The 26,414-nt window shown below is 67.8% G+C and carries 21 protein-coding genes; 12 read left to right on the top strand and 9 right to left on the bottom strand.

The window, feature by feature from the left end; translation table 11 throughout:
* Window positions 1-3 precede the first annotated feature (3 nt).
* Window positions 4-1,740 (top strand): tannase/feruloyl esterase family alpha/beta hydrolase, encoded by a 1,737-nt coding sequence (locus tag FBZ88_RS01555; protein ID WP_145615085.1) that lies wholly within the window; start codon window positions 4-6, stop codon window positions 1,738-1,740.
* Window positions 1,741-1,744: 4 nt separating this feature from the next.
* Here FBZ88_RS01555 and FBZ88_RS01560 read toward each other — a convergent pair whose 3' ends face one another.
* Together FBZ88_RS01560 and FBZ88_RS01565 are read right to left on the bottom strand one after the other, a co-directional pair.
* A complete protein-coding gene (locus tag FBZ88_RS01560) occupies window positions 1,745-2,734 on the bottom strand; it encodes a DMT family transporter (protein WP_145615086.1) in 990 nt (329 codons plus the stop codon).
* Window positions 2,735-2,819: 85 nt separating this feature from the next.
* Window positions 2,820-3,590, bottom strand: a complete 771-nt coding sequence (locus FBZ88_RS01565; protein WP_145615087.1) for an AraC family transcriptional regulator — start codon at window positions 3,588-3,590, stop codon at window positions 2,820-2,822.
* A 595-nt stretch (window positions 3,591-4,185) separates the two neighbouring features.
* Here FBZ88_RS01565 and FBZ88_RS01570 point away from each other — a divergent pair.
* Window positions 4,186-5,772 carry a porin gene (locus FBZ88_RS01570; RefSeq protein ID WP_246138448.1) on the top strand — a complete coding sequence of 529 codons (1,587 nt, stop codon included), beginning with the start codon at window positions 4,186-4,188 and terminating at the stop codon, window positions 5,770-5,772.
* Window positions 5,773-5,826: 54 nt separating this feature from the next.
* Here FBZ88_RS01570 and FBZ88_RS01575 read toward each other — a convergent pair whose 3' ends face one another.
* Window positions 5,827-6,300, bottom strand: a complete 474-nt coding sequence (locus tag FBZ88_RS01575) for a hypothetical protein (protein ID WP_145615089.1) — start codon at window positions 6,298-6,300, stop codon at window positions 5,827-5,829.
* Window positions 6,301-6,641: 341 nt separating this feature from the next.
* Here FBZ88_RS01575 and FBZ88_RS01580 point away from each other — a divergent pair, with 341 nt between their 5' ends.
* Complete coding sequence (locus FBZ88_RS01580; protein ID WP_145615090.1) at window positions 6,642-6,824, top strand: hypothetical protein; 183 nt, start codon at window positions 6,642-6,644, stop codon at window positions 6,822-6,824.
* Window positions 6,825-6,831: 7 nt separating this feature from the next.
* On the opposite strand, the gene FBZ88_RS01585 is transcribed toward FBZ88_RS01580, so the two are convergent.
* The 4 genes from FBZ88_RS01585 to FBZ88_RS01600 are packed head-to-tail and all read right to left on the bottom strand — an operon-like array spanning window position 6,832 to window position 12,825.
* On the bottom strand, window positions 6,832-8,928 hold the full coding sequence (locus FBZ88_RS01585; protein WP_145615091.1) for a 3-hydroxyacyl-CoA dehydrogenase NAD-binding domain-containing protein: 2,097 nt from the start codon (window positions 8,926-8,928) through the stop codon (window positions 6,832-6,834).
* A 31-nt stretch (window positions 8,929-8,959) separates the two neighbouring features.
* Complete coding sequence (locus FBZ88_RS01590; RefSeq protein ID WP_145615092.1) at window positions 8,960-10,138, bottom strand: acetyl-CoA C-acyltransferase family protein; 1,179 nt, start codon at window positions 10,136-10,138, stop codon at window positions 8,960-8,962.
* Between the two features lie 28 nt (window positions 10,139-10,166).
* The gene (locus FBZ88_RS01595) at window positions 10,167-11,999 is read right to left on the bottom strand and encodes an acyl-CoA dehydrogenase (protein ID WP_145615093.1); all 1,833 of its coding nucleotides are present in this window, start codon (window positions 11,997-11,999) and stop codon (window positions 10,167-10,169) included.
* A gap of 22 nt (window positions 12,000-12,021) precedes the next feature.
* On the bottom strand, window positions 12,022-12,825 hold the full coding sequence (locus tag FBZ88_RS01600; protein ID WP_145615094.1) for an SDR family oxidoreductase: 804 nt from the start codon (window positions 12,823-12,825) through the stop codon (window positions 12,022-12,024).
* Between the two features lie 294 nt (window positions 12,826-13,119).
* Here FBZ88_RS01600 and FBZ88_RS01605 point away from each other — a divergent pair, with 294 nt between their 5' ends.
* The 8 genes from FBZ88_RS01605 to FBZ88_RS01640 all read left to right on the top strand — a co-directional run bounded on the left by FBZ88_RS01605 (window position 13,120) and on the right by FBZ88_RS01640 (window position 21,385).
* Window positions 13,120-13,887 carry a FadR/GntR family transcriptional regulator gene (locus FBZ88_RS01605; RefSeq protein WP_050898633.1) on the top strand — a complete coding sequence of 256 codons (768 nt, stop codon included), beginning with the start codon at window positions 13,120-13,122 and terminating at the stop codon, window positions 13,885-13,887.
* Window positions 13,888-14,540: 653 nt separating this feature from the next.
* Complete coding sequence (gene cyoA, locus FBZ88_RS01610; protein WP_145610238.1) at window positions 14,541-15,437, top strand: ubiquinol oxidase subunit II; 897 nt, start codon at window positions 14,541-14,543, stop codon at window positions 15,435-15,437.
* Between the two features lie 3 nt (window positions 15,438-15,440).
* Complete coding sequence (gene cyoB / locus FBZ88_RS01615; protein ID WP_145610239.1) at window positions 15,441-17,420, top strand: cytochrome o ubiquinol oxidase subunit I; 1,980 nt, start codon at window positions 15,441-15,443, stop codon at window positions 17,418-17,420.
* Between the two features lie 4 nt (window positions 17,421-17,424).
* Window positions 17,425-18,063, top strand: a complete 639-nt coding sequence (cyoC, locus tag FBZ88_RS01620) for a cytochrome o ubiquinol oxidase subunit III (protein WP_145610240.1) — start codon at window positions 17,425-17,427, stop codon at window positions 18,061-18,063.
* Window positions 18,063-18,446 (top strand): cytochrome o ubiquinol oxidase subunit IV, encoded by a 384-nt coding sequence (gene cyoD, locus FBZ88_RS01625; protein WP_145615095.1) that lies wholly within the window; start codon window positions 18,063-18,065, stop codon window positions 18,444-18,446. The genes cyoC and cyoD overlap by 1 nt, the downstream gene beginning before the upstream one ends.
* 238 nt (window positions 18,447-18,684) lie before the next feature.
* The gene (locus FBZ88_RS01630) at window positions 18,685-20,013 is read left to right on the top strand and encodes an ATP-binding protein (RefSeq protein ID WP_145615096.1); all 1,329 of its coding nucleotides are present in this window, start codon (window positions 18,685-18,687) and stop codon (window positions 20,011-20,013) included.
* Window positions 20,000-20,557, top strand: coding sequence for a response regulator transcription factor (locus FBZ88_RS01635; protein WP_145615097.1), 558 nt, complete (start codon window positions 20,000-20,002; stop codon window positions 20,555-20,557). Before FBZ88_RS01630 ends, FBZ88_RS01635 begins: the two co-directional genes overlap by 14 nt.
* A gap of 63 nt (window positions 20,558-20,620) precedes the next feature.
* Window positions 20,621-21,385 carry an SDR family NAD(P)-dependent oxidoreductase gene (locus FBZ88_RS01640; protein ID WP_145615098.1) on the top strand — a complete coding sequence of 255 codons (765 nt, stop codon included), beginning with the start codon at window positions 20,621-20,623 and terminating at the stop codon, window positions 21,383-21,385.
* Window positions 21,386-21,401: 16 nt separating this feature from the next.
* Here FBZ88_RS01640 and FBZ88_RS01645 read toward each other — a convergent pair whose 3' ends face one another.
* Both FBZ88_RS01645 and FBZ88_RS01650 read right to left on the bottom strand, forming a co-directional pair.
* Window positions 21,402-24,329, bottom strand: coding sequence for an ATP-binding protein (locus FBZ88_RS01645; protein WP_145615099.1), 2,928 nt, complete (start codon window positions 24,327-24,329; stop codon window positions 21,402-21,404).
* 88 nt (window positions 24,330-24,417) lie between these two features.
* Window positions 24,418-25,356: a LysR family transcriptional regulator gene (locus tag FBZ88_RS01650; RefSeq protein ID WP_145615100.1), complete on the bottom strand. Its 939-nt coding sequence runs from the start codon at window positions 25,354-25,356 to the stop codon at window positions 24,418-24,420.
* 145 nt (window positions 25,357-25,501) lie between these two features.
* Here FBZ88_RS01650 and FBZ88_RS01655 point away from each other — a divergent pair, with 145 nt between their 5' ends.
* Window positions 25,502-26,200 (top strand): pirin family protein, encoded by a 699-nt coding sequence (locus tag FBZ88_RS01655; protein WP_145615101.1) that lies wholly within the window; start codon window positions 25,502-25,504, stop codon window positions 26,198-26,200.
* The last annotated feature ends 214 nt before the right edge of the window (window positions 26,201-26,414 follow it).

Below are 26,414 nucleotides of genomic sequence, written 5' to 3' on the forward strand. Positions count from 1 at the left end.
CCTATGCCCCTGTATTCCCGCGCAGCCCTGGGCCTGGCCGCCACCGCCAGCCTGCTGGCCCTTTCCGCTGGCGCCCACGCGGCGGAGCCCGACCTGAAGGGCCGATGCCTCGCGCTTGAAAAGACCATGGCCGGCCATTGGCCGGACGCCGGCACCCGCATCGTCTCGTCCACACTGCAGGCCGCCGGCCCCATCACCCTGCCACCCATGATGCCGGGCGCCCCCGGGACCCCGGTGCAGCTGCCGGAACATTGCGAAGTCTACGGCGTGATGCACGAGCGAACCGGCGTGGACGGCCAGGCCTACGCCATCCGCTTCCATGTCCGCCTGCCCACCGCCTGGAACCAGGGCTTCTTCTTCCAGGGCGGCGGCGGCACCAATGGCGAGGTCGGCAACGCCATTGGCCCCACGGGATCGGACACACCGCCGGCCCTGGTTCAGGGCTACGCCGTGGTCAGCCAGGACTCCGGCCATGACAACGCGCGCAACAGCGATCCGACACATGGCGGCACCGCCGCCTTCGGTTTCGACCCGCAAGCGCGCGCCGACTACGGCAACGCCTCGCTGAAACCGGTGGCCGACGCGGCCAAGGCCCTGGTGGCGGCCTTCTACGGCAGCGGCCCCCACCGTTCCTACTTCGTCGGCTGTTCCAAGGGCGGCGAGGAAGGCATGGTCTTCGCCCAGCAACATCCGGAGGAGTTCGACGGCATCCTGGCCAGCGCTCCCGGCTTCGCCCTGCCCCGCGCCGCCCTGGCCCAGGCGTGGGATACCCAGGCGTTCGCCCCCCTGGCCAAGGGACCGGACGGCCAGCCTTCCTTCCCCCTGCTGTCCGCCGCCTTCAGCGACGCCGACCTGGGCCTTGTCCGCGACGCGGTGCTGGAGGCGTGCGACGCCGACGATGGCGCCAAGGACGGTATTGTCGGCACCTTCGCCCAATGCACCGCCGCCAAGGTGGCGCCGGCGCTGAAGTCCCGCACCTGCGCCGGCGCCAAGGCGGACGGCTGCCTCAGCGCCAACCAGATCACCGCCATCACCCAGTCCTACGGGGGGCCGCGCACCAAGGCCGGCCAGGCGATCTACATTGACTGGCCCTGGGATGCCGGTGTGGCCGCCCCCGGCTGGCGCATCTGGAAGCTGGGCCTGGCCGACAAGGTGCCCAGCCTGAACGTCGCCCTGGGTGGCGCCTCGCTGGCCTCCGTCTTCACGACACCGCCCACGCCCCTGCCGCCGGATCCGCAGGCGCTGCTGCGCTGGCAGATGGGCCTGGACATCGACCAGGTGGCGGCTCAGCTGACGGCGACCAGCGCCGCCTTCCCCCGCTCCGCCTGGCAGGACGTGTCGGCGCACTCGCCCGACCTGTCCGGCCTCAAGGCGCGGGGCGCCAAGCTGATGGTGCCGCACGGCGCCTCCGACCCCGTGTTCTCCATCAACGACACCCTGGCCTGGTGGCGCGAGGTGGATGGCCGCGAGGGCGGCAAGGCCGCCGCCTTCGTCCGTGTCTTCCCCGTGCCGGGCATGAACCACTGCGCCGGCGGCCCGGCGACCGCCCATTACGACGCCTTCAGCGCCCTGGTGCGCTGGGTGGAGCAAGGCCAGGCGCCGGATCGCATCCTGGCCAGCGCCGGGCCGGACACCCCCTGGCCCGGCCGCACCCGGCCCCTGTGCCCCTATCCCAAGGTGGCGCGCTACAAGGGCACGGGTGACCTCAACAGCGCCGACAGCTTCGACTGCGCGTTGTGAGGCCTTACGTCGCCTTCTGGGCCGCCGCCTCCGGGGCTACGGCCTCGGGGGCGGCGTCTTCCGGCCGGCGTTGATGCCGGCCGACGCATAGGCCAACGCTGGCGACCAGGGCCAAGATGGCCAGGCCTTCCAGCAGGGTGGGCCAACGCGCGTCCCAAAGAAATCCGTACAGCAGGGCGAACAGCGTCTCGAACAGGATCATCTGCCCCACCAAGGTCAGGGGCAGCAGACGGCTGGCCCGGTTCCAGAGGGCGTTGCCGACCACGCTGGCGCCGATCGCCACACCCGCGCTGACGCCCCAGAACAGGGCCCAATCGCCAACGGCATGGGGTGTGGTGTGCCAAAGGAAGGCGGGCACAGCCAGCAGCAGGGCCAGGGCACCGGTGGCGACACCGGTCAGTAGCGACCAGTCATGCGCCGACACGGCGGGCAGGCGGGCCAGCCAGCGGCTGTTCAGCACGGCGTAGAGGGTCCAGGACGCCAGCGCCCCGCTGGCACATGCCAAGCCTAGAAATCGTTCTGTTATCGAAACATCGCTGACACCCGGCCGCCCCATCAGGTCGACGCCGATGAGCGATACGCCGACCATCCCCAGGAGCAAGGGCAGGATCAACATCCGCAGGGGAACCGCCCCTTGCTCCCGGCTGCCCACCAGGGTGACGGCCATAGGCAGCAGGCCGATGACCAGGGAGGTGGCGGCGACGCCGGCCAAGTGCACGGCGCTGGCCAGGAAGATGTAGTAGACGATGTTGCCTAGCAGGCTTAGGCGCAGCAGCGCCAGCCATTCCCCACGCCCCACCTGGGCCTTGAGCACCCGCCAGCGCGGCAGGATCAGCACCCCCGAAACCAGGCCGTACAGCAGATAGCGCGATGCCGCCAGTTGCAGCGGGGAAAAGTCTTGAAGCACCCGGGGACCCAGGAACACCACGCCCCAGAACGCCCCCGCCATCACCCCGCAGCCGATCCCGGCCAATACGGCCCTATCCGTCTTCATGACCCTTCCCCTTTTATCGCCCTGAAAATGGCGACGGGGCGGCCAAACCTATAGACGGATCCTCCAATTGTTTGGGCCGAGGCTATCACGCCCGCCCATGCTGGCGGCGATAAGCGGCGGGGGTCAGGCCCACGGCGCGGCGCAGCGCGCGGGTCAGCGCGCTCTGATCGGCATAGCCCGACTGATAGGCGATCTGGGCGATGGACAAGGTAGTGCCGGCCAGCTGGTCCATGACGCGGGCCAGGCGCAACGACGCGACGTAGGCCTGGGGCGTCTGGTCCAGTTCCTCCCGGAACAGGGCATGCAGCCGGCTGGCGCTGAGGCCCGCCGTTCGGGCCATGCTTTCCACCGTCCAGGGCCGCTCCGGCGCCGCCTCCAGCCGGGCCAGCAGGGCATGCAGGCGGGAGGCCGGGCGGGCCGGTTCCGCCATCAGCGTATCCAACAGCAGGGGCGTCCAGTGCCGGGCCAGGCCGTCCAGGCGCCGGCCGCCGCCATCGGCATTGCCGGCGGTCAGGGTGATGAAATCCAGCAGGCGGCGCACGGCCGGCGTCATGGGCAGGAAAGTACGGCGGCCCAACCGTTCCAGCATGCGCTCGTCCGGCGCACCGGCCCCCTCACCGCCGGCGCAGTCCACGATCAGGAAGCGGTTGTCGCCCTCGGCCCGCTGGCAATGCACTTCCCCCGGCAGGACGAAGGCGGCGACGGCGGCATCCACCCGTCCCCCACGTCCGCCCACCTCCATCTCCAGGGTTCCCTGGCAAGGCAGCACAATCTGGGCATGGTCATGGGCATGGCAAAACCCAGCCGACCGATACCGGCGGAAGCTGAGATGGCTGTCGGCGGATGAGGCGGTCATGGCATGCGGGCGCAAATGCGGCCAACGGGGGTTGAGAGGTCAACCCATCGTGTCACGGTTGGCGGCCCTGGGAAAGCGCCACCAAGGGCGAAGCCCCCATACCAGTCACGCTGATCGAGGGCTCCTCGGCGGGGAGATCCAGGAGAGATAAGAAAAGGAGGCTGAAGTGACGGTGACCACGAGCATTAGTCCGGTAACTATTTGTTAACCAATAATTCTCTGCGGAATCCCTCATATCTTGGCGCATCGGCGGGCATTAAAAATAAATTTAGACTCATGAAAGCGTATTTAATTTCTTAAAAAGCCATCACGCCCTCTAATCAAATGATCAGCGATACTGATGGGATCGGCACTGAAAAAGGCCGACCTGACGGACGCTAGAGAAACGTAGCCAAGTTCTCAAGCTTCAGTCTTTGGGAAATATATTCCGTCGGCCCGAAATCGACCGTCGGATGCGGCATTTCCATGCCGCGAACAAGAAAAACCATCAAATGTGGGAGGGTCTCTCGTGACCTTGACGATGAATCATGCCTTGGCACCGGCATGCCAAGCGCTCCGCGGGCGCATGGCGCCCGTGACCAGGGGCCTCTGGGCCATGACCGCCGTTTGCGCCCTGCTGGCCTTGGCGCCGGCCACGGCCCGCGCCAGCGACGCCGATGAACTGCGCAAGCTACGCCAGCAGATGCAGGAGGCCCAGGCCCAGATGGCGGCCCAGGCCAAGGCCATGCAGGCGATGCAGGACCGGCTGAACACGCTGGAGGCGCAGCAGACCCAGACGGCGGGTCAGACGGCCGCCAGCACCCAGACGGCGGCACAGGCGGCGCAACAGGCCCAGGCCGCCCAGTCAGCGGCGCAAGCGGCGCAGAAGGTGGCGGACGCGGCCGCCCATCCTCAGTTGCCCAAGGACGGCAGCCTGACCTTCTACGGCATCACCCTGTACGGCACCGTCGACATGGGCTTCTCCTACCAGTCGCACGGAGCGCCGCTCAGCCCCTATTACCCGCCCGGGCTGGACTTCCTGGTCAGCAAGAACGGCAACAAGGGCATCGCCTCATTGCAGGGCAACGGCCTCAGCCAGTCCAAGGTCGGCCTGCGCGGGTCGGAGGAATTCGCCGACGGCTGGTCGGCCCTGTTCAAGGTGGAGACGGGGTTCAACCCGCAGTCTGGCCAGCTGGCCGATGGCCCGCATTCCATGGCGACCAACAACGGCGTCGCCCTGACCAAACAGGCGGCCAACGGCGATTCCAGCCACGCCGGCCAGGCGTTCAACCGCGCCGCCTATGCCGGCGTCAGTTCAAAGGACTGGGGCACCGTCACCTTCGGCCGCCAGAACACCATCCTGGCCGACAACATCATCACCTACGACCCGCAGCAAAGCTCCTATGCCTTCTCCGTCATCGGCTTCTCCGGCCTGACCGGTGGCGGCGGCAGCACGGAGGACTTCCGTCTCGACAATTCCGTCAAGTACATGAACAAGTTCGGGCCGCTGCACGTGGGCGCCATGTACCAGTTCGGTGAGGATAACGGCGGCATGCACGGCAACGCCCTGCAGTTGAACGCCGGTGCCGAGGTCAGCGGCCTGTCCGTGGACGCCACGTATGCGCAAAAGCAGGACATGGTGTCAGCGGGCAGTCTGACCGCGGCCCAGGTGACCCAAGCCACCGCGCTGGGATACAGCCCCAGCAACTCACTGGCGGCCACCATTTCCGACAACACGTCCTACGCGCTGATGGGGTCCTATGTCCTGGACCCGCAGTGGAAGCTTTATGCCGGTTACGAGCACATCGACTTCGCCAATCCTTCCGTCCCCTTGCGCGCCGGCTCGACCGACATCGGCGGCTATACCCTGGCCTTCGTGAACAATAGCGCCTTCGTCCACGACAAGATCATCCAGGTCACCTGGGCCGGCGCCCGCTACGCCGTCACGCCCAAGGTGGATTTGTCGGCGGGCTACTACCACTATGGCCAGAACAGCTTCGGCGCCAAGAGTTGCGCCGACGCCAGCGCCGCCACCTGCTCCGGCACGCTGAACGCCTATTCCCTGGTGGCCGACTACCGCTTCGCCCGCCGCTTCGACGCCTATCTGGGCGTCATGTACTCCGAGGTCGCGGGCGGTTTGGCGTCGGGTTACCTGCATACCGACAACATCTCTCCCACCACGGGCGTCCGGTTCAACTTCTAGGACCCGCCCCATGCCGAAGCGGGCGGCGGAAGCCGCCGCCCGCACGCCGCATCATCAGTACCGATCCTCATCGATACGCTTATCATTGATGGCATGCTCCACGGCGTGGCGCGCCTCTTCCAGATGATGGAAGGCGGCGTTGCGCCAACCCGCGGCATGGGGATTGTCTTCCTCGGACCGCAAGTCGCGCTCGGCGGTGGCGATCAGGTCCAGCGCCTTGGTGAGACGGCCCCGGTGGTTGATGTTGGCGTCGATGGGCGGGTTCCAGTTGGGGTCCTTGCCATCGTCATAGCTGGCGTGGCGGATTTCGCCGATGGCGCCGTTCACATGGCCGATGGCGGCGAACTGGTCACGCACCACGTTGTATTCCGCCGGGCGATCCAGCAGGGCGCGGGCCATGCGCAGATCCGACAGGGCGTGCAGATAGGCGGGGTGGGCCGGCTGCGCGTGCGCCGGACCGGGGGCGGTGGCGCAGGCCGACGCGGCCATCAGAACCAGGGCGGCGCCCAAGACTTTGATATGCTTCATGATGGTTTGCTCCTTCCTTCCAGGCGGCGGTTACCCCCAACCGGGCCCGTCCGTCCTTTCGTCCGCCCACGGTCGCGGCGGATTGGAGCCGAAATGGGGCGCGGCGGCGGCGTGTCCACGGCACGCCCCGCGCCAAAACGGCGCACCCGGAAGATGCATGGCCTATTGGCCAATACGCCACAGGCCACATTAATTATCTGAAATATAAAGATAATTCATGAAGGCTCAGGCCATGCCTGTCGCAGCGGCCAGGCTGCAAGCGCCGACGGGTCGCCCTTTTCCCGCCGTATCACCCAGCGAGAACCGGTCCACGACCTGATCAACGCGAGGTGCCCGGCACCATGGAAAGCACTGTGATATTGGGCAGCCTGTCCGGGATAATGAGCGCCTACAACCTGTCTCAGGGCCAGCTGGGCTGGTCCATGCTGCTGGCCCTGAAGCAGACCCTGGACCGGCACTTGGCCCAGGAAGAGGCCGAGGACGGGACGCCGGCCGACGGCGGGCTTCCCGGCACGCCCTCCTAACTCCCGCTCAGGCGGTCAGGCGACCGCCGGCGCTGGCCTTTTCCCACAACAGGGGGGCTGGCTTCCAGAACTGGCCCTGATAGCCCTCCAGGAAGCCCTCCATCAGGCGCAGCACGTTTTCCAGCCCCAGGCTGTCGGCGTGGAACATGGGCCCGCCCTTGTGTGCGGGAAAGCCGTAGCCGTTGAGATAGACGACGTCGATGTCCGATGCGCGCTGGGCGATGCCCTCGCCCAGCAGGGCCGCCCCCTCGTTGGCCAGCGCCAGCAGGCAGCGGGCCACGATCTCCTCATCCCCGATGACACGGGGGCTGAGGCCGAATTCCTGGGCAACCTCTTTGGCGTGGGCTTGGGCCAGGGCATCGACCTCCGGATCCGTTTCCCGCGCCCGGGTGGCCGGGTCGTACTGGTAATAGCCCTTGCCAGTCTTCTGCCCGAACCTGCCCAGCGCGCAAATCTTGTCAGGGAAGGTGGAATAGGGGCGTTCATCGCCCAGCGCCTTGCGGCCGGCGCGGATGGCGCGGCCGATGTCGTTGCCCGCCAGGTCCATCATGGCGAAGGGGCCCATGGCCATGCCCCAGCGCTCCAGCGCGCCGTCCACCTGCCAGGGCAGCACGCCTTCATCCACCAGGAAATAGGCCTGGCGCAGGTATTCCTCGACCATGCGGTTGCCGATGAAGCCGTTGCAGACGCCGGCGACGACGCCGACCTTGCCCAACTTGCGCGACAGCGCCATGGCCGTGGCCAGCACCTCGGGCGCGGTCTCGGCCCCCCGCACCACCTCCAGCAGGCGCATCACCGGCGCCGGGCTGAAGAAGTGCAGGCCCACCACGCTTTGCGGACGGCTGGTGATGGCGGCGATGGCGTCCAGATCCAGGGTGGAGGTGTTGCTGGCCAGGATGGCGTCCGGCCCGCAGACCTTGTCCAGGGTGCGGAAGATATCCTGCTTCACGCCCATATCCTCGAACGCGGCCTCGATCACCAAATCGACAGCGGCACAGGCGGCGAGGTCGGTGGCGGTGTGCAGGCGGCCCAGGCGGCGGTCCCGTTCGGCCCCATCCATGCGGCCCTTGGCCACGGCAGCGTCATAGCCCTTGGTGATGCCGGCGACACCCTTCTGCACCCCGGTCTCATCCCGGTCCAGCAGGATGACCTCCAGCCCGGCGTTGACGGCCACGGTGGCGATACCGGCCCCCATGGTGCCGGCGCCGATGACCGCCACGCGCTCAATGGCCCGGGGCTGCACGTCGGGGCTAAGCCCATCGATGCGGGCGGCGCGGCGCTCGGCGAAGAAGGCGTATTGCAGCGCTTTGGATTCCGGCGTCACCACCAGCTCGCGGAACAGGTTGAATTCCCGCTGCAGGCCCTGGCTGAAGGGCAGTTCCACCGCCGCGCGCACCGCCTCGATGCAGGCCAGCGGCGCCGGCAGCGGTCGCTTCAGCCCATCGATCTGCCGCTGGAACCAGTCGGCACCGGCGTCGGCGGGCAGTTCCGCCCGCAGCAAGGACAGGCGCGGCTTGGCGCCGTCGCGGGCCGCTTGCCTGGCCACGGCCACCGCGTCCTCGACCAGGTCACCGGTCGACAGGGTAGCCAGGCCCAGCTTGGCCGCCTTGGCGCCGTTCACCGGCGTGCCGGACAGGATCATGTCCAGGGCGGCCTTGACCCCAATGGCGCGCGGCAGGCGCTGGGTGCCCCCGGCGCCCGGCAGGATGCCCAGCTTCACCTCCGGCAGGCCCAGGGTGCCATTGGCGGCAACCACGCGGTGGTGGCAGCCCAGCGCCACCTCCAGCCCGCCGCCCAGGCAGGTGCCGGCGATGGCGGCCACCACCGGCTTGGCCGCCTGGTCCAGATCGGTGATCACATCGGGCAGCGTGGGCACGGCCGTGGCCCCACCCCGCGTGCCGGAGGCGAATTCCTCGATGTCCGCCCCGGCCGAGAAGTGGCGCGTGCCGCCGGTCAGCACCACGGCCTCGACCTCCGGCTTGGTCATGACCATCGCCAGGGCGGCGCGCAGGTCGCGGCGCAGCGCCAGGTCGAAGCTGTTGACCGGCGGGCGGTTCAGGGTCAGGACGGCGACGCCGTCGCGGATATCGATGTGCACCGGCATGGGGCGGCTTCCTTCCTGGTGAGGGTTGGGCTCAAACGGCTTCGATGACGGCGGCGATACCCTGCCCGCCACCAATGCACATGGTGACCAGCGCACGCCTGCCGCTCACCCGACGCAGCTCATAGACCGCCTTCACCAGGTTGATGGCGCCGGTGGCGCCCACCGGGTGGCCCAGGGAAATGCCGCTGCCGTTAGGGTTCACCCGATCGGGGTCGAAGTCCAGTTCCCGCGCCACGGCGCAGGCTTGCGCCGCGAAGGCCTCATTGGATTCGATGACGGTCAGGTCCTGCACCGTCAGGCCGGTGCGGGCCAGCAGCTTGCGCGTCGCCGGGATGGGCCCGATGCCCATGTAGGCCGGGTCCACCCCGGCGTGGGCATACCCCACCAGTCGGGCCAGCGGCGTCAGGCCCAGGCGCTTCACCGCCTCGCCCGAGGCCAGCACCACGGCGGCGGCGCCATCGTTGATGCCCGAGGCGTTGCCGGCGGTGACGGTGCCGTCTTTCTGAAACACGGTGCGCAGCTTGGCCAAATCCCCCGGCGCCAGATCCGGGCGCACATGCTCGTCCGTGGCGAACTGCACGGCCTGGCGCTTCACCGTGATTTCGACCGGCAGGATCTGCTCGGTGAACCGGCCCTCGGCCTGGGCGCGGGCGGCGCGACGGTGGCTTTCCAGGGCCAGCGCGTCCTGGTCGTCACGGCTGATGCCATAGCGCTGCGCGACCCTCTCCGCCGTCACCCCCATCAGGTTGCGGTCGAAGGGGTCGGACAGGGCGCCGTTGAGATAGTCCACCACGCGGGCATCGCCCATCTTGCTACCCCAGCGGGCGTCGGGCAGCAGATAGGGCGCGCGGCTCATGTTCTCCGCCCCGCCGGCCACCGCCACGTCGCAGTCCCCCAGCAGGATGCTTTGGGCCGCCGACACCACCGCCTGCAGGCCGGAACCGCACAGGCGGTTGACGGTCAGGGCCGGGACCTCCACCGGCAGCCCGGCACCGATGCCGGCCACGCGGGCGAGATAGGCGTCGCGCGGCTCCGTCGGGATGACCTGGCCGAAGACGACATGGCCCACGGCATCGTTGGCCACACCGGCGCGGTCCAGCGCGGCACGGGTCACCTTGGTCGCCAGTTCGCCGGGAGCGATGTCCTTCAGCGCGCCACCGAAATCGCCGATGGCCGTGCGGACGCCGGAAACGATGAACACCTCGGTCATGGTGCTTTTTTCCTATCTGGGGCCAGCGTCAGAAGCCGGCGGGATCGAAGGTCTGGGTCAGGTCGCTGCGCCGGCCGACGATGCCCAGCCAGACATCGACGCGCGGCACCTCGGTCTCGAAGAAGAAGCGGCAAGCGGCCAGCTTGCCGGCACGGAAAGCCGTCTCGTCCGGGTCGTCGGTGGCGGCCAGGCTGCCCGCCACCACCGCCTGGTCCAGCCACTGCCAGGCCACCACGGCATGGCCGAAGGCCGACAGGAAGGACGTCGCCTGGGCCAGGCTGGCGACATCGTCGCCGGCGGCCTTCAGGTGGCCCACCAGGGCGCCGATGCGGGCCCAGGTAACGTCCAGCACATGGGCGAAGTCGGCCAGGGCCGGCAGATGGCGCGCCCGCTCCACCGTCGCGGTCACCCGGTGCCGCAGCGTGGCCAGGGAGGCACCGTCATCCTTCAGGGTCTTGCGCCCCATCAGGTCCAGGCCCTGCACGCCCGTGGTGCCCTCATGGATGGGGTTCAGGCGGTTGTCGCGGTACAGCTGCTCCACATCGAAATCGCGGGTGTAGCCGTAGCCGCCATGCACCTGGATGGCCAGGTCGTTGGCCGCCAAGCCCCATTCCGAGGGCCAGGTCTTCGCGATGGGGGTCAGCAGGCTCAGGAGGCCGGCCGCCTCATCCCGTCCCTCGGCCGGCCCGTGCAGTTCCTCATCCACCAGCCGGGCGCAATACAGCACCAGGGCCAGCGCGCCTTCGGCGTAGGCCTTCTGCGCCAGCAGCAGGCGGCGCACGTCGGGGTGGTCGATGATGGCGATGGGCGGCCCCCCTCTGCCGCCAATCGGCCGGCCTTGGCGGCGGTCGCGGGCATAGTCCACCGCCAGGCGGTAGCCGCGGTAGCCCAGCATGGCGGCGCCGAGGCCGACGGAGATGCGGGCGCTGTTCATCATCTGGAACATGATGGGCAGGCCCTGCCCCATCCCGCCGACGCGGTAGCCCACGGCCCCGGCGAGACCGCCCGGGCGGTAATGCGCGCCCTCACCGAAGTTCAGCAGGCAGTTGGCGGTGCCGCGATAGCCCATCTTATGGTTCAGGCCGGCCACCACCACGTCGTTGCGCTGGCCGGCGTATTCGGAACCCTCCACCAGCACCTTGGGCACGACGAACAAGCTGATGCCCTGGGTGCCGGGGATCAGCTTGCCGTCCGGTCCCGGCACCTTGGCCAGCACCAGATGGATGATGTTCTCGCTGGCGTCCTGGTCACCGCCAGAGATCCACATCTTGTTGCCGAACAGGCGGTAGCGGGCGCCCAGCCCGTCGTCACCATCGGGCACCGCGCGGGTGGCGATGTCGGCCAGCGAAGACCCGGCCTGGGGCTCGGACAGGCACATGGTGCCGAAGTAGCGGCCCTCGATCTCCGGCAGGGCGCAGGCCTTGACCAGCGCCTCGCTGGCGTAGCGCACCAGCAGCTTGGCGTTGCCGGTGGTCAGCATGGGATAGGCCGACGTCGCCACGTTCGCGGCCATGAACTGCGCCATGGCGGCGCTGTAGGCCAGTTGCGGCAGTTGCAGGCCGCCAACCTCGGCATCGAAGGGGGCGGCGAACATGCCGACCTCCGCGAAGGCGGCCAGCGCCTGGTGGATGGCGGGCAGGATGCGCACCTGCCCCTCCACCAGGTGCGGCTCCTGGCTGTCGGCTGCCTTGTAATGGGTCAGGAAGGTGTCCGCCGCCACCCGGCCGGCGATGTCCAGCATGGCGTCCACGGTTTCCACGCTGTGATCCTGGAAATGCGGGTAGGCCAGCAGGGCCTCCAGGTCCAGCCAGTCATGCAGCAGAAAGCCGAGGTCGCGGGCGCGCACCGGGGGCGTGGTCATGGGTGGCTCCTTCCTGCCGGCTTCAGATGACGCTGACGCCGCCGTCCACGGCCAGGATCTGGCCGGTGATATGGCCGCCGGCGGCCGTGGCCAGCAGCAGGGCGGCACCCTTCAGATCCTGGTCGTTGCCCAGCTTGCCCAGGGGGGTGCCCGCCACCAGGTCGGCCTCATGCTTGGCCAGGGTGCCGCGCGTCATCTTGGACGGGAAGAAGCCCGGCGCCAGGGCGTTGACGGTGATGCCATAGGGACCCCACTCCGCCGCCAGCACGCGGGTCATGTTGACCAGGGCGCCCTTGGTGGTGCCATAGGCGACGGTGCCCATCATGCGCGGGTGGTGACCTTGCAGTCCGGCGATGGAGGCGACGTTGACGATACGCCCCCGCTTCAAGGGCAGCATGGCGGCCCGCGCCACGGCCTGGGTCAGGAAGAACACGGCGTTGAGGTTCAGGTCCACCACCTTGGCCCACTGTTCCGGCGTGTGGTCCTGCGCCGGGGCACCCCAGGTGGTGCCGGCGTTGTTCACCAGCACGTCGATGCGCCCCAGGTCCGCCATCACCTTCTCCACCAGCGGGGCCATGGCCTCTTGGCGGCTGAGGTCGGCGGGAATGGCGGTGGCGGTGATGCCCTGGCCGGCCAGGTGGGCCACGGCGGCCTCCAGCTCTTCCGGCTTGCGGGCCACCAGCACGGGATGGGCACCGAACTCACCCAGCGCCTCCGCGATCTGCAGGCCCAGCCCGCGCGATCCGCCGGTGATCAAGGCCACTTGGCCGGACAGGTCGAACAGGCGATGCAAGGCATCCGTCTTGGGGGCGGCAAGCGAAGACATGATGGGCGTTTCCTCCTGTCGTTCGGCATCCGGATGCGTTGCCGGGGCCGGTGATACCCGCGACCCGGCCCCTACGGGGTGGTTGCCGCGCGGGGGCACTGTATGCCATTGTTCGTTTGTTGGACAATTGAAATATCGCCCTGAAAACACAAGATCAATTCCGGCACGCGGCGGCTTGTGCTAGAGGGGCTTTCATAAGGGCGGGCCGCAGTGAACTGCCGCCTGGGGTTTCATCATCCGCACGGGACCAGTGTCGGGCCTATTCGGCACGGCGGGCAAAGGGGCATTCGGCGCATGGCGTTCGCACGGCTGGCCATCCTGCCCACCTATAAGGTGGTCAGCGACACCATAGAGCGGGAGATACTGGCCGGCAGGTTGAACGCCGGGGATATCCTGCCGACGGAGACGGAACTGGCCGACCAGTTCGGCGTCACCCGCCACACCGTGCGCGAGGGCATCCGCATCCTGGAGCAGAGCGGCCTGGTGCGGCGGGAGGCCGGGCGGCGCCTTTATGTCGCCGAACCCCACTACGGCGACCTGGCGCCCCGCCTGTCCCGTGCCATGGTGATGCAGCGCGTCACCTTCCGCGAGTTGTGGGAGGTGTCGATGGATCTGGAGCCCAGCGCCGCCGCCCACGCCGCCGGCCGCATCGACGCCAGCCGCCTGGCGCAGCTGCGCGCCAATGTGGAAGCGACGGAGGAGGCCATCGCCGCCGGTGCGTCCATCATCCCGCTGGACGTCGCCTTCCATATCCTGGTGGCGGAGGCGGCGGGCAATCGCGCCCTGCTGCTGGCGCGCGAGCCGGTGACCCAGCTGTTCTATCCCGCCCTGGAACGGCTGTTCCGACATCCCAAGACGTCGGCGGTGGGCCCCCGCCGCTTGGTGGAAGCCCACCGCCGCATCGTCGAGGCACTGGCCGACGGCGACGCGGCGGTGGCGCGGGAATGGATGCGCAAGCACATGGTGGATTTCCGCCGCGGCTACGACACCGCCGGGCTAGACCTGGACGAGGCTCTGGACCCCACCGCGGCGCCGCCCGCCGCCCCCCCGCCGCGGCGCTGAAATCACCACCGTGGCGCGAGACATTTTCCTGTTTCGCGCACGCAGCAATTGCGGTCACAACCGCGGCTCCCGCCCTTAATCGGTCGGTGACCATAAACCGTTGGTGGTGCTGACAGATTCCGAATCGGGCGACCGTTTCGGATGGAACGGATGCGCACGCGCGCCCTTTAACCATCAATGGCGGTTGAACCCCGGGCACGGCTGGCCTACGCCATACGCATGTCACAGGATGGCAATCGTGCGCCCGTCCGGACAATTCGCCGGACGCACCGGAAATATTCCATAGATTCCAAGACACTAAAGCCTTCTATGGCTCGACGCGCCCGCGCGTACGCGGACCGGTGGGGTCCCCGCCCTTGGACCAATTGTCCAATCCCCCCTGCACAATGAACTCGATAAATGACGCGGCGAAGGTCTAGTTCTTTTGCAGTGCGAAACCTCACGCGATGCGGCGGAATGGTGTTCCTTCTCGTGCGGGCCGGCGAGGCCGGCATTGAGGAGTCAACGCTACAACCCAAGAACGCCAATGGCTAAGCGCCCAAAAATTAGAATCATGAGTTGACAATCAATCACGGCTTTACGTGGACAGAATGACTGCGACCCTTAGAATTTTGCGGAGCCTTCGCGGCCGCACAAAATCCCTGGCGGCACTCATGGCCGCTGCGCCCTTCCTCAGCGGCTGCGACATGGCCCTGCTGGATCCGGCGGGCCCCATCGGTGCCGAGGAAAAGTCGATCATCATCCTGGCCACGTGCCTGATGCTCATCGTCGTGATCCCCGTCATCGCCATGATCTTCCTGTTCGCCTGGCGCTACCGCGCCTCGAACAAGGCGGCGACCTTCAAGCCGGACTGGGACCACTCCTCCAAGATCGAGCTGGCGGTGTGGGGCATCCCCTGCGTCATCATCGCCGTGCTGGCCTATGTCACCTGGGTGTCTTCGCACACCTTGGAGCCCAGCCGTGAGCTGGTCGCCGACAAGAAGGCCGTCGAGGTCGAAGTCGTCTCGATGGACTGGAAGTGGCTGTTCATCTACCCCGAGCTGAACATCGCCTCGGTGAACGAGCTGGCCTTCCCCGCCGGCACCCCGGTCCACTTCAAGCTGACCTCGGCCACGGTGATGAACTCCTTCTTCATCCCGCGCCTGGGCAGCCAGATCTACACCATGCCCGGCATGGAGACGAAGCTGAGCCTGCTGGCCGACGCCGCCGGCGACTTCGACGGCCTGTCCGCCAACTACAGCGGTGGCGGCTTCTCCGACATGCATTTCGTGGCGCACGCCATGACCGACGACGCCTTCGCCCAGTGGGTGGAGAAGGCGCGCGCCGGCGAGGGCAAGCTGACGATGGCCAAGTACCGGGATCTCGCCAAGCCCAGCGAGAAGGACCCGGTTTCCTACTACGCCGAGGTCGAGCCCACGCTCTACCACGACATTCTCAACAAGTGCTCGGACGGTTCCACCTGCATGGACGCGGCGGTCAGCCTGGCGATGGCCAAGGAAGTGGCCGGCGGCGACCTCCAGCTGTGCAATCCCGCCAAGCCGAGGGGTTAATCCATGTTCGGTAAACTGACTCTCGAGGCCATTCCCTATCACGAGCCCATCATCATGGGCGCCGTGGCGATGATGGTCCTGGGTGGTGCGGCCCTGTTCGCGGGCATCACCTTCTTCCGCCTGTGGGGGCCGCTGTGGTCCAAGTGGCTGACCTCGGTCGACCACAAGAACATCGGCATCATGTACATCATCCTGGCGCTGGTCATGCTGCTGCGTGGCTTCGCCGACGCCGTGATGATGCGCACCCAGCAGGCGATGGCCTCCACCGGCGCCGCCGGCCCGCTGCCGCCCGAGCACTTCGACCAGATCTTCACCGCCCACGGCGTCATCATGATCTTCTTCATGGCGATGCCCTTCATGGTCGGCCTGATGAACATCGTCGTGCCGCTGCAGATCGGCGCCCGCGACGTGGCGTTCCCCTACCTGAACAACCTCAGCTTCTGGCTGACGGCCGCGGGCGCGCTGCTGATCAACATCTCGCTGGCGGTGGGTGAGTTCGCCCGCACCGGCTGGCTGGCCTACCCGCCCCTGTCGGAGCTGCAGTACAGCCCGGGCGTCGGTGTCGACTATTACCTGTGGGCCCTGCAGATCTCGGGCGTCGGCACCCTGCTGGCGGGCGTGAACATGATCACGACCATCCTGAAGATGCGGGCGCCGGGCATGACGCTGATGCGCATGCCGATTTTCACCTGGACCACGCTCTGCTCCAACATGCTGATCGTGGCGGCCTTCCCCATCCTGACGGCCACGCTGGCGATGCTGTCGCTGGACCGTTACCTGGGCATGCACTTCTTCACCAACGACGGTGGCGGCAACGCCATGATGTACGTGAACCTCATCTGGGCCTGGGGCCATCCTGAGGTGTACATCCTGGTCCTGCCCGCCTTCGGCATCTTCTCCGAAGTCATCTCCACCTTCTCGTCCAAGAAGCTGTTCGGCTACACCTCGATGGTCTACGCCACGGTCTGCATCACCGTGCTGTCGTTCATCGTGTGGCTGCACCACTTCTTCACCATGGGCGCCGGCGCCAACGTGAATGCCTTCTTCGGCATTTCCACGATGATCATTTCCATCCCCACCGGCGCCAAGATCTTCAACTGGCTGTTCACCATGTACCGCGGCCGGGTGCAGTTCACCGTTCCGGTGCTGTGGACCCTGGGCTTCATGGTCACCTTCGTCATCGGCGGCATGACCGGCGTGCTGATGGCGGTGCCCGCCGCCGACTTCGTCCTGCACAACAGCCTGTTCCTGATCGCCCACTTCCATAACGTCATCATCGGCGGCGTGCTGTTCGGCTACCTGGCCGGCTTCACCTACTGGTTCCCCAAGGCCTTCGGCTTCAAGCTGAACGAGACCCTGGGCAAGGTGTCGTTCTGGTGCTGGCTGGTCGGCTTCTACCTGGCCTTCATGCCCCTGTACGCCCTGGGCCTGATGGGCATGACCCGCCGCATGAACCATGTCGACAACGTCGTCTGGCACAACTACCTGCTGGTCGCGGCCCTGGGTGCGGCGGTCATCGCCTGCGGCATCGGCGCCTTCGTCCTGCAGATCCTGGTCAGCGTGCTGAACCGCAAGGCCCTGCGCGATCTGACCGGCGACCCGTGGAACGGCCGCACGCTGGAGTGGGCGACCTCGTCCCCGCCGGCGTTCTACAACTTCGCCGTCGACCCGGTCGTCACCAGCCGCGACGCCTTCTGGGAGCAGAAGCAGACCACCGGTGCCGGCCTGCAGCCCCTGCCGGCCTACGGCAAGATCCACATGCCCCACAACACGGGCACGGGCGTCATTCTCGGCGGCTTCATCGCCGTCCTGGGCTTCGCGCTGATCTGGCACATCTGGTGGCTGGCGGTCGCCGCGTTCGCCGCCGCCGTGGCGGTGGGCATCGGCCACACCTTCAACGAGAACCGGGACTACTACGTCCCCTCCGAGACGGTGGCCGAGACCGAGGGCAAGTACTTCAAGCAACTGACGTCGCAGGTCTAAGACGATGAGCAACGCACATTCCGTCGCGGCCGCCGACGCGGCCCTGCTTAATGCGGTGGAGGCTCATGACGAGCACCACCACGACGATGGCTCCAAGACCACGCTGGGGTTTTGGATCTACCTGATGAGCGACTGCATCCTGTTCGCCGCCGTGTTCGCGGCGTTCGCGGTGCTGCGCGGACAGACGGCCGGCGGGCCGGACGCCAAAGAGCTGTTCAGCCTGCCCTACGTGGCCGGTGAAACCGCCTTCCTGCTGGTGTCCAGCTTCACCTACGGCATGGCCATGATCGCCGCCGAGAAGCAGAAGCAGTCGGCCACCCTGCGGTGGCTGGGTGTCACCCTGCTGCTGGGCCTGGGCTTCATGTTCATGGAACTGCATGAGTTCGCCGAGCTGATCGGCGAGGGTGCGGGCCCGGACCGGTCGGCCTTCCTGTCGTCGTTCTTCACCCTGGTCGGTACCCACGGCCTGCACGTCCTGTCCGGCATGGTCTGGATGGTCACGCTGATCGCCCATGTGCTGCGCCGCGGCCTGACGCACGCCAACATCGTCCGCCTGACCTGCCTCAGCCTGTTCTGGCACTTCCTGGACATCGTCTGGATCGGCGTGTTCACCATCGTCTACCTGTCGGGAGTGGCCGCGTGATGGCTACCGCACACACCACTGCTCACGGCCATGATCATGGCCACCATGGCGCCCATCACGGTGAAGGCGCTCACGGCAGCGTGAAGTCCTACATCGTCGGCTTCGTCCTGTCGGTCATCCTGACCGCCATCCCCTTCGGCCTGGTCATGTCCGGCGCCCTGCCGGCCGGGACCGCCATCCCGGTGTGCTTCGGCCTGGGCATCGTCCAGATCGTCGTGCACTTGGTCTACTTCCTGCACATGAACAGCTCGTCGGCCCGGTCCTGGAACATGGCCGCCTTCCTGTTCACGCTGCTGATCGTCGCCATCCTGGTGGTCGGTTCCTGGTGGGTCATGCTGCACCTGAACGCCAACATGATGCCGGGCGCCATGCCCATGGAGTAAGGCGTCTTCCCCGGGGGCCAGGGCTGGATCACCATCCTCCCCTCCCCCCGGGGGCGCTTCCCCACCAAACCCGCGCTGTTGACCACCCGTGCCATTGAGCACCGTCAGGGCGACCACGAGACCACCCCGGCCCCTGCGGCGGGATGGCCCCGTGGTCGCCTTCGTCATTGCCGGCCCCCCGTTGAACCGTTAGTCCTACCGGAAAAGACATCCGTCGCCGGGAGGGACTAGGGACAGGATGGAAGAGATTTCGATCCAGGACACCACCAACAAGAAGAACCTGCTTCTTCTTGTGACCCTGCGATGGCTGGCGGTCGGCGGTCAGGTGGCGACCATCGCCATGGCCCAGGCCTGGTTCGATATCGAACTGCCCCTCCTCCCCATGGCCGGGGTGGTCCTGTTCCTGGTCCTGTTGAACCTGGTCAGCCTGTACCGCAGCCGCACCAGCCCGCACATCGCCAACGGCGAACTGTTCTTGGGCCTGCTGCTGGACGTGGCCGCCCTGACGGTGCAGCTGTACCTCAGTGGTGGCGCCACCAACCCCTTCGTCTCCCTGTTCCTGCTGCAGGTCATCTTAGGCGCCGTCCTGCTGCAACCGGTCCTGACCTGGACCCTGGTGGGGCTGACCAGCGCCTGCTTCGTCGGCCTGACGGCCTATCACCGGGACATCGCCCTGTTCTCCCAGGGGCTGGCATCGGCCGGGGGCGCCTGGCCCCGGGTGTTCGACCTGTACCTGGCCGGCACCTTCATCTGCTTCCTGCTGGCGTCCGTGCTGGCGGTCAGCTTCGTCACCCGCATCAACGGCAATCTGCGGCAGCGCGACGCCCGCCTGTCCGATCTGCGGCAGAAGTCGGTGGAGGAGGACCACATCGTGCGCATGGGCCTGCTGGCCTCCGGCGCCGCGCATGAGCTGGGCACGCCCCTGGCCACCCTGTCCGTCATCCTGAACGACTGGCAGCACATGCCGGCCAACGAGCGCGACGCTGAGTTGCTGGAGGATGTGGCGGAGATGCAGGCGGCACTGGCACGCTGCAAGGAGATCGTGTCGCGCATCCTGCTGACGGCGGGCGAGGCGCGGGGCGAAGGGGCGGAGCGCACGACCCTGGTGCGCTTCCTGGACGCCGTGGTGGCGGACTGGCGCGGGGCCCACGCCGACCGCGCCATCGACTACACCAACCACATCACCGACGATGTGGCCATCGTGTCCGACACCGCCATCAAGCAGAGCCTGTTCAACGTCTTCGACAACGCGTTGGAGGCCAGCCCCACCTGGGTCGGCATCGATGTCGCCTGCCATGAGGGCCTGCTGACCGTCACGGTGCAGGACCGGGGGCCGGGCTTCGCGCCGGACATCCTGGCGCGTTTCGGCAAGCCCTACCAATCCACCAAGAACAAACCTGGTCGCGGCCTGGGCCTCTTCCTTACCGTGAACGTGGCGCGCAAACTGGGGGGACGGGTGGTCGCCGCCAACAACCCCGCCGGCGGCGCCACTGTGGAGCTGCGTTTGCCCATCGAATCGCTGATAATCGCGGATGGGGTGATCGAGGATGCCGATGACGGACGATAACCTGATTGCCGACGAGGACGCGCCCGTCCTGCTGATCGTGGAGGACGACCCCTCCTTCGGCCGAGCGCTGAAACGGTCGTTCGAGCGGCGGGGATATCATGTGGTGAGCTGCGACCGGGCGGAGGCCCTGCCCGACCTGCTGGCCAATGAGGCGCCCGATTTCGCCGTGGTGGACCTGAAGCTGGCCGGGGCCTCCGGCCTTGAATGCGTGAAGATGTTGCACGCCCACGATCCGGAGATGAAGATCGTGGTGCTGACGGGCTTCGCCAGCATCGCCACGGCGGTGGAGGCGATCAAGCTGGGGGCCTGCCATTACCTGGCCAAACCCTCCAACACCGACGACATCGAGGCCGCCTTCGGCCGAACCGAGGGCGACAGCGGCGTCAGCCTGACCACCCGCGCCACCTCCATCAAGACGCTGGAGTGGGAACGCATCCATGAGACCCTGGCCGATACCGGCTTCAACGTTTCCGAAGCCGCCCGCCGCCTGGGCATGCACCGGCGCACCCTGGCCCGCAAACTGGCCAAGCAGCGCGTCAGTTAATTCCGGTTGACGGCACAACCTTGCCCGGTTGGAAATGGGCCCCACCAGACAACGGGAGGGGTCATGGATCTGTTCAGCCTGGCAGGAAAGCGGGCGCTCATCACCGGATCGACACGGGGCCTGGGGCACGCCATCGCCCTGGAAATGGCCCGCGCCGGCGCGACGGTCGTCATCTCCAGCGAAGTGCCGGACGACTGCGCCCAGGTGGCGGCGGCGTTCGCGGCCCAGGGATTGAGCGCCGTGGCCATCCCCTGCGACGTCAGTGACGACAACGCCCTGGACGACCTGGCGGCCGCCGCGGAAAGTCGGCTGGGCGGTGTGGACATCCTGGTCTGCAACGCCGGCCTGAACCTGCACAACGGCCCCAGCACCACCACACCGGATGAGGCCTATGACCGCGTCATGGCCATCAATCTGCGCAGCGCCTTCCGCCTGTGCAACCGCATCGCTCCGTCCATGGCGGCACGGGGGGACGGTGTCATCATCCTGATGTCCAGCCTGTCCGGCCTGCGCGGCAACCGCAGCCTGGGCGTCTATTCCATGACCAAGGCGGCCCTGGCCCAAATGGCGCGCAACATGGCGGTGGAGTATGGCCCCCGCAACGTGCGGGTCAACGCCATCTCCCCCGGCCTGATCGACACCGACCTGTCGGCGGTGTTCAAGGCCGACCCGTCCCGTCTCGAAAAGCGTATGGCCCAGACGCCCCTGCGGCGCATGGGCACGCCGCGCGAGATCGCGGGCACCGCCGTCTACCTGGCCTCCGCCGCCGGCGCCTTCGTCACCGGCCACAACCTGGTGGTGGACGGCGGGACGCTGATCACGGATTGACCGGCGTCCGGGATAATCAAGCCGCCAGCAGCCCGCCAGCGGGTCCCGCCGGACCGTCCAGCACATGGTCCGGCGCTGGAATACCCTGGAAGTGACCCAGCAGCACCCGGGCGACGTCCACCTCCGCCGTTGGTCGCCCACCATTGACGCGGCCGACCGCCCGGACCAGCAGATCCGGCGCGTCGGTGACGCGCCCCTGGCGGGCCTGCGACCGGGCCAGGCTGATCGCCGCCCGCAGATGCCAGGACAATGCCCCTTGACCTTCGGCCACCGCCAACGCCTGGCGATACAGCATCTCGGCCGCCGTCTCGTCGCCCCGCCGGAACAGCAGTTCGCCATTCAGGCGCATCAGTTCCGGTTGGGCCCAACCTTCTTCATTGGCCTCGGCGCGGGCCAATGCCGCCCCGACCATCGCCAAGCCGCCCTCCAAATCGCCCGCGCGCGCCAGGGCCAACGCCGTCTCGCGCACCAGGATGCCATAGCGCGCATGGGACAGATCGCCGATGGCCGCCATCTGGCGACGCAGTTCTTCCAAACCCTCCGCCGTCCCGCCGGCTCTCTGGCGCAGGATCAGGTCGAAGCCGCGTGCCCAAGGTTGCCAGGTCAGCGAACCGTGCCGCTCCGCCAGCAGCGTCAGCAGATCATTGTGCCGCTGCGCCGCGGCCCGATCCCCCGTCATCAGGGCAAGAGGACAGGCCGACTGCCCCAGCACGACGCAGGTGGTGTAGGCGTGATCCAGCGCCATTGCCTGCTCCAGGCAACGGCGCAACTGTTCCATTCCCTGGTCGACATTCCCCTGCAGCCAAAGCATGCCCGCCAGCGCGCCGCGCGCCACGATCTGCTGGTCCATTTGAAACCGGATGCGGCGCCCCGTGGCCGGCCCGCTCTCCGCCAGGCTTAACGCCATCTCCGTGTGATGGCGGGCCCCTGCCGGGTCGCCCAATATGTACAGCGCCCCGCCAACCATACGCTCAGCCAGCGCAAGAGCCGACGGATCACCCCCCTCGGCCACGTCCTTCCGCATGCCCCGGACCAGTTCCAGCGCCTGGCGCACCCGGCCCTGCTGAAGATGGCAGAAATAGAGGCCCTGTTGCGCCTGCAGCCGGCCGTCCCCGTCACCCAGACGGTCGGCGGTGGCCAGGACGCCCTGCCACAGCGCGGCCACCTGATCGGGCGGCGCGATGCTCATCACGGTGACGGCCATGGCCCACAGCATTTGCAAGCCCAGGCTCTGCCGATCATCGGCGTACGGCAGGGGACTGCCTAGCGCCAGCGCCGCCCAGCGGTGACATTCCATACCCAGGGACAGACACTGCCACAGGGGGGCCACGGCGAGGATCAGCGCCCGGCCCAGGCGCACCCCCTCATCGCCGGCATGGTTGAAGCACCAGTCCAGCGCTTGGCGGACGTTATCGATCTCCGCCCCATAGCGGGACACGATCTCCCCCACCGGCCGGGTGGCCCAATCCGGCAGGATCGCCTGGAACAGTCGCAAATAATGGGAGGCATGGAATGCCCGGGTTTCGGCACCGCCGCCGCTGGCGTCCAGCCACTCCCGCGCATAGGTCCGCACCGTGTCCAACAGGCGGTAGCGGACCTCCACCCCCCGCCGGTCCGCCACCACCAGGGACTTGCCCACCAGTTCCTCGACGACGCGCCCGCCGGTGTCCGCGTCCTCCAGGTCGGCCGGGGACACGACCGCCATCGCGGCGGCGGCATCAAAGCCACCGACGAACACCGACAACCGGTTCAACACCGCGCGCTGCGGGCCGGACAGCAGCGCGTAGCTCCAGTCGAAGGCGGCCCGCAGGGTCTGGTGGCGCGGCGGGGCCGTGCGCCGCCCCCGCACCAGCAAGCCCAGGCGGTCGTCCAGCCGGCGGGCAACCCCCGCGATGCCGTAGGCGGCCACCTGGCCCGCCGCCAGTTCCAAGCCCAGGGGTATGCCGTCCAGGCGCTGGCATATTTCCGCCACCGCCGGCGCTTCGGCGTCCGTCAGCGCGCCCCCCGCCTCCGCCGCCACCCGCGCCGCGAACAGCTGTACGGCGGAATGCGCCAGCGCCTGGCCGGCACTCAATCCCTGGGACCGGAGGGGCACGGCCAATGGGACCAGGCGGTGAAGCTGCTCGGACTCCAGCCCCAGCGGTTCCCGGCTGGTGGCCAGGATGTCCACGTCGGGCGCAGCGGCCAGGACGGCGCCGACCAGCGCCGCCGCCGCCGCGACGACCGGCTCGCAACTGTCCAGCACCAGCAGCATGCGCCGGGGCTTCAGGAAGGCCAGCAGAGGCGGAACGGGATCGGGCGCGTGGATGTGGGGCGCCAGGCGCGCCGCCACCGTAGCGGGCACAAGATCGTCCTCCCCCACCGCGGAGAGGTCGACCAGGGCGACACCGTCGGGATAGCGCTCGGCCACGGCGGCGGCCACGGCCAAGGCCACCGTTGTCTTGCCCATGCCGCCGGCCCCGGCGATGGTCACCAGCCGCTGCCGGCCCAGGCGGGCGGCCAGCGTGGCGATCGTCTCATCCCGCCCTACCGGCGGGGCCAGCTGCCGGGACAGGGCGAAGGCGGCGACGGCGGGAGACGGGGGCGCGACCCGTTCCCCGCCTTCTTTCAGGACCTGGGCGACGAAGCGATAGCCCTGGCCCGGCACTGTGCCGACATAGGGACCATCGTCGCCATCCTGCCCCAGGGCCCGCCGCAGCTTGGCCATCTGGACGCGCAGGTTGTTTGCCCCCACGTGCACATCCGGCCAGACACGGCGCTCCAGCTCCGCCCGGCCCAGCACCTCCCCCGCCCGTTCCACCAGCGCCAACAGCAGATCCAGGGCGCGCCCGCGCAAATCGATGGGCTGCCCCGCCGTCAGCAGCCGGCGGGCCGGATAAAGGCTGTAGGGGCCGAACCGGTAGACGGTTTCGGCCGATGATGGTGTTGTTGCTTGTTCAGGCATGGACCAGGCCGGAATTGGGCTGCGGCGCCAATCCGAACAAAATTGGTTAATAAAGGCAACAATTCCCCAACGACCCTATCCGCCTGCCTTAGATGAAACCGGGTTCAGCCAATTCCCGTGTCCAGGGGGCGGAGCCGGCGGTAAAGCGGTGCGCCAGGAAATCCAGCAGCACCGCCACCCGGGCGGCGCGCGGACCGCCCGCTGGCGTCACCAGGTTGATGGCCAGGGGTGGCGGTGCCCAGTCGCGGCACGCAACCACCAGGCGGCCATCGCGCACCGCCTCCCACGCCAGGAAATCCGGCTGCATGGCGACCCCCAGCCCGGCCAGCAGCGCGTCCTGCAGCGCGTCGGCGTTGGTCGCGCTCAACGGCCCCTTGACCCGCACCGATTCCTCCGTGCCGTCCAAATGGATGAAGCGCCACGTTTCCCCCGTCGCCAGGTAGCTGTAGACCAGGCAGGCATGATCCTTCAGGTCGCGTGGTCGGACCGGCATGCCGCGGCGGGCGAAATAGCTGGGAGCCCCGACCACCCAGCGCCGCACGGGGCAAAGGCGCCGGGTCATGAGGCTGGAGTCGGCCAGCTCGGCGATACGCAGCGCCACGTCCACCCCACCAGCCACAAGGTCGACCAGCCGGTCATCCAACTGCAAGTCCACCGTGACGTCGGGATAGGTCGCCAGGAAGTCCGGCAAGGCCGGCGCCACGTGGCGCACGCCGAAGGACATGGGGGCGGCCAGGCGCACCCGCCCGTGCGGCTGGCTGGACTTGGCCTGGGCCTCCGCCTCCACGGCTTCCCCCTCCGCCAGAATTTGGGCGGCACGCACCGCCAGCACCCGCCCCGTTTCGGTCAGCGAAAACCGGCGGGACGTGCGGTGGATCAGCCGCTCGCCCAGCCGTTCCTCCAGCCGCTTCATCGCCTTGGAGACGGTAGCGTTGGAAACGCCGAAATCACTGGCGGCGGCGGCGAAGGAGCCGGTTTCTGCAACCTTGGCGAAAATGGCCCAAGCCTCAAGATCGGGGATGGGCATGAGCTTCTCCAACGAGATGGCATCAAAAATGGAAATGATGAAGTTCCATAGTTTCTATTTTCGCCAGCGTCAAGCAGGGCCATCTTAGGACCTGTCAGCGGCGCCCACCGACGCCGCGCCAAAGATGAAAGCAAGGAGCTTTGTCATGATTGAACGTCGTCCGTTCGCCAAGCTGGGTGGCGCCAACCATGGTTGGCTGAAGGCCAAGCACCACTTCTCGTTCGCCAGCTACTACGACCCGTCCAACATGGGCTGGGGCAGCCTGCGGGTCTGGAACGATGATGAGATCGCACCCAAGTCCGGCTTCCCGCCGCACCCGCATGCGGACATGGAGATCATCACCTATGTCCGCGACGGGGCCATCACCCACCAGGACAGCCAGGGCAACGAAGGCCGCACCGAGGCCGGCGACGTGCAAGTGATGTCGGCCGGTTCCGGCATCCGCCACTCGGAATATAACCTGGAGAATGAGACCACCCGCATCTTCCAGATCTGGATCCAGCCGGAGACGCGGGGCGGCACGCCCTCCTGGGGGGCCAAGCCCTTCCCCAAGGCAGACCGCTCCGGCAAGTTCGTGACCCTGGCCAGTGGCTTCACCGGCGATGAGGGCGCACTGCCCATCCGTGCCAAGGCCCGGGTGATGGGCGCCACGGTGAAAGCGGGTGAGCGGGTGACCCTGACCGTCGACCCCAGCCGCCATGTCTACCTGGTTCCGGCCAAGGGCGTGGTGGAAATCGACGGCATCCGCATCGAGGCCCGCGATGGCGCCGCCATCACCGACCAGGCCACGGTCGAGGTGGTGGGTGTCGAAGACGCCGAGGTGGTGCTGGTCGACGCCGCCTGACGCGTACCGGGGCGCCGTCGCGGCGGCGCCCCGCCCGTCGGCCTAAACACCGACCGAACCGACCCATGGGCTTGGAACGGTGCGACGAGGCCCTAAATGCTTGATGCGGGCCGCCGATACCGGCGGTTCCTGACGATAGTCGCGCAACCGTTCAAGACGGGGGCAACCCTACAAGACAGGAGCGAAACGGGCTGTTACGCCCCACGCATCCTTA

Source organism: Nitrospirillum bahiense (assembly GCF_007828025.1).
Classification (GTDB): domain Bacteria; phylum Pseudomonadota; class Alphaproteobacteria; order Azospirillales; family Azospirillaceae; genus Nitrospirillum; species Nitrospirillum amazonense.

What these genes read in the sequence shown, in the direction of transcription:
- FBZ88_RS01575 (WP_145615089.1), bottom strand. Translation starts at nt 6,300, where the DNA reads ATGAAGCATATCAAAGTCTTGGGCGCCGCCCTGGTTCTGATGGCCGCG.
- FBZ88_RS01570 (WP_246138448.1), top strand. Translation starts at nt 4,186, where the DNA reads ATGACCGCCGTTTGCGCCCTGCTGGCCTTGGCGCCGGCCACGGCCCGC.
- FBZ88_RS01605 (WP_050898633.1), top strand. Translation starts at nt 13,120, where the DNA reads ATGGCGTTCGCACGGCTGGCCATCCTGCCCACCTATAAGGTGGTCAGC.
- FBZ88_RS01645 (WP_145615099.1), bottom strand. Translation starts at nt 24,329, where the DNA reads ATGCCTGAACAAGCAACAACACCATCATCGGCCGAAACCGTCTACCGG.
- cyoA (WP_145610238.1), top strand. Translation starts at nt 14,541, where the DNA reads ATGGCCGCTGCGCCCTTCCTCAGCGGCTGCGACATGGCCCTGCTGGAT.
- cyoC (WP_145610240.1), top strand. Translation starts at nt 17,425, where the DNA reads ATGAGCAACGCACATTCCGTCGCGGCCGCCGACGCGGCCCTGCTTAAT.
- FBZ88_RS01655 (WP_145615101.1), top strand. Translation starts at nt 25,502, where the DNA reads ATGATTGAACGTCGTCCGTTCGCCAAGCTGGGTGGCGCCAACCATGGT.
- FBZ88_RS01600 (WP_145615094.1), bottom strand. Translation starts at nt 12,825, where the DNA reads ATGTCTTCGCTTGCCGCCCCCAAGACGGATGCCTTGCATCGCCTGTTC.
- FBZ88_RS01590 (WP_145615092.1), bottom strand. Translation starts at nt 10,138, where the DNA reads ATGACCGAGGTGTTCATCGTTTCCGGCGTCCGCACGGCCATCGGCGAT.
- FBZ88_RS01555 (WP_145615085.1), top strand. Translation starts at nt 4, where the DNA reads ATGCCCCTGTATTCCCGCGCAGCCCTGGGCCTGGCCGCCACCGCCAGC.
- FBZ88_RS01560 (WP_145615086.1), bottom strand. Translation starts at nt 2,734, where the DNA reads ATGAAGACGGATAGGGCCGTATTGGCCGGGATCGGCTGCGGGGTGATG.
- FBZ88_RS01580 (WP_145615090.1), top strand. Translation starts at nt 6,642, where the DNA reads ATGGAAAGCACTGTGATATTGGGCAGCCTGTCCGGGATAATGAGCGCC.
- FBZ88_RS01650 (WP_145615100.1), bottom strand. Translation starts at nt 25,356, where the DNA reads ATGCCCATCCCCGATCTTGAGGCTTGGGCCATTTTCGCCAAGGTTGCA.
- FBZ88_RS01630 (WP_145615096.1), top strand. Translation starts at nt 18,685, where the DNA reads ATGGAAGAGATTTCGATCCAGGACACCACCAACAAGAAGAACCTGCTT.
- FBZ88_RS01565 (WP_145615087.1), bottom strand. Translation starts at nt 3,590, where the DNA reads ATGACCGCCTCATCCGCCGACAGCCATCTCAGCTTCCGCCGGTATCGG.
- FBZ88_RS01595 (WP_145615093.1), bottom strand. Translation starts at nt 11,999, where the DNA reads ATGACCACGCCCCCGGTGCGCGCCCGCGACCTCGGCTTTCTGCTGCAT.
- FBZ88_RS01640 (WP_145615098.1), top strand. Translation starts at nt 20,621, where the DNA reads ATGGATCTGTTCAGCCTGGCAGGAAAGCGGGCGCTCATCACCGGATCG.
- cyoB (WP_145610239.1), top strand. Translation starts at nt 15,441, where the DNA reads ATGTTCGGTAAACTGACTCTCGAGGCCATTCCCTATCACGAGCCCATC.
- cyoD (WP_145615095.1), top strand. Translation starts at nt 18,063, where the DNA reads ATGGCTACCGCACACACCACTGCTCACGGCCATGATCATGGCCACCAT.
- FBZ88_RS01585 (WP_145615091.1), bottom strand. Translation starts at nt 8,928, where the DNA reads ATGCCGGTGCACATCGATATCCGCGACGGCGTCGCCGTCCTGACCCTG.
- FBZ88_RS01635 (WP_145615097.1), top strand. Translation starts at nt 20,000, where the DNA reads ATGACGGACGATAACCTGATTGCCGACGAGGACGCGCCCGTCCTGCTG.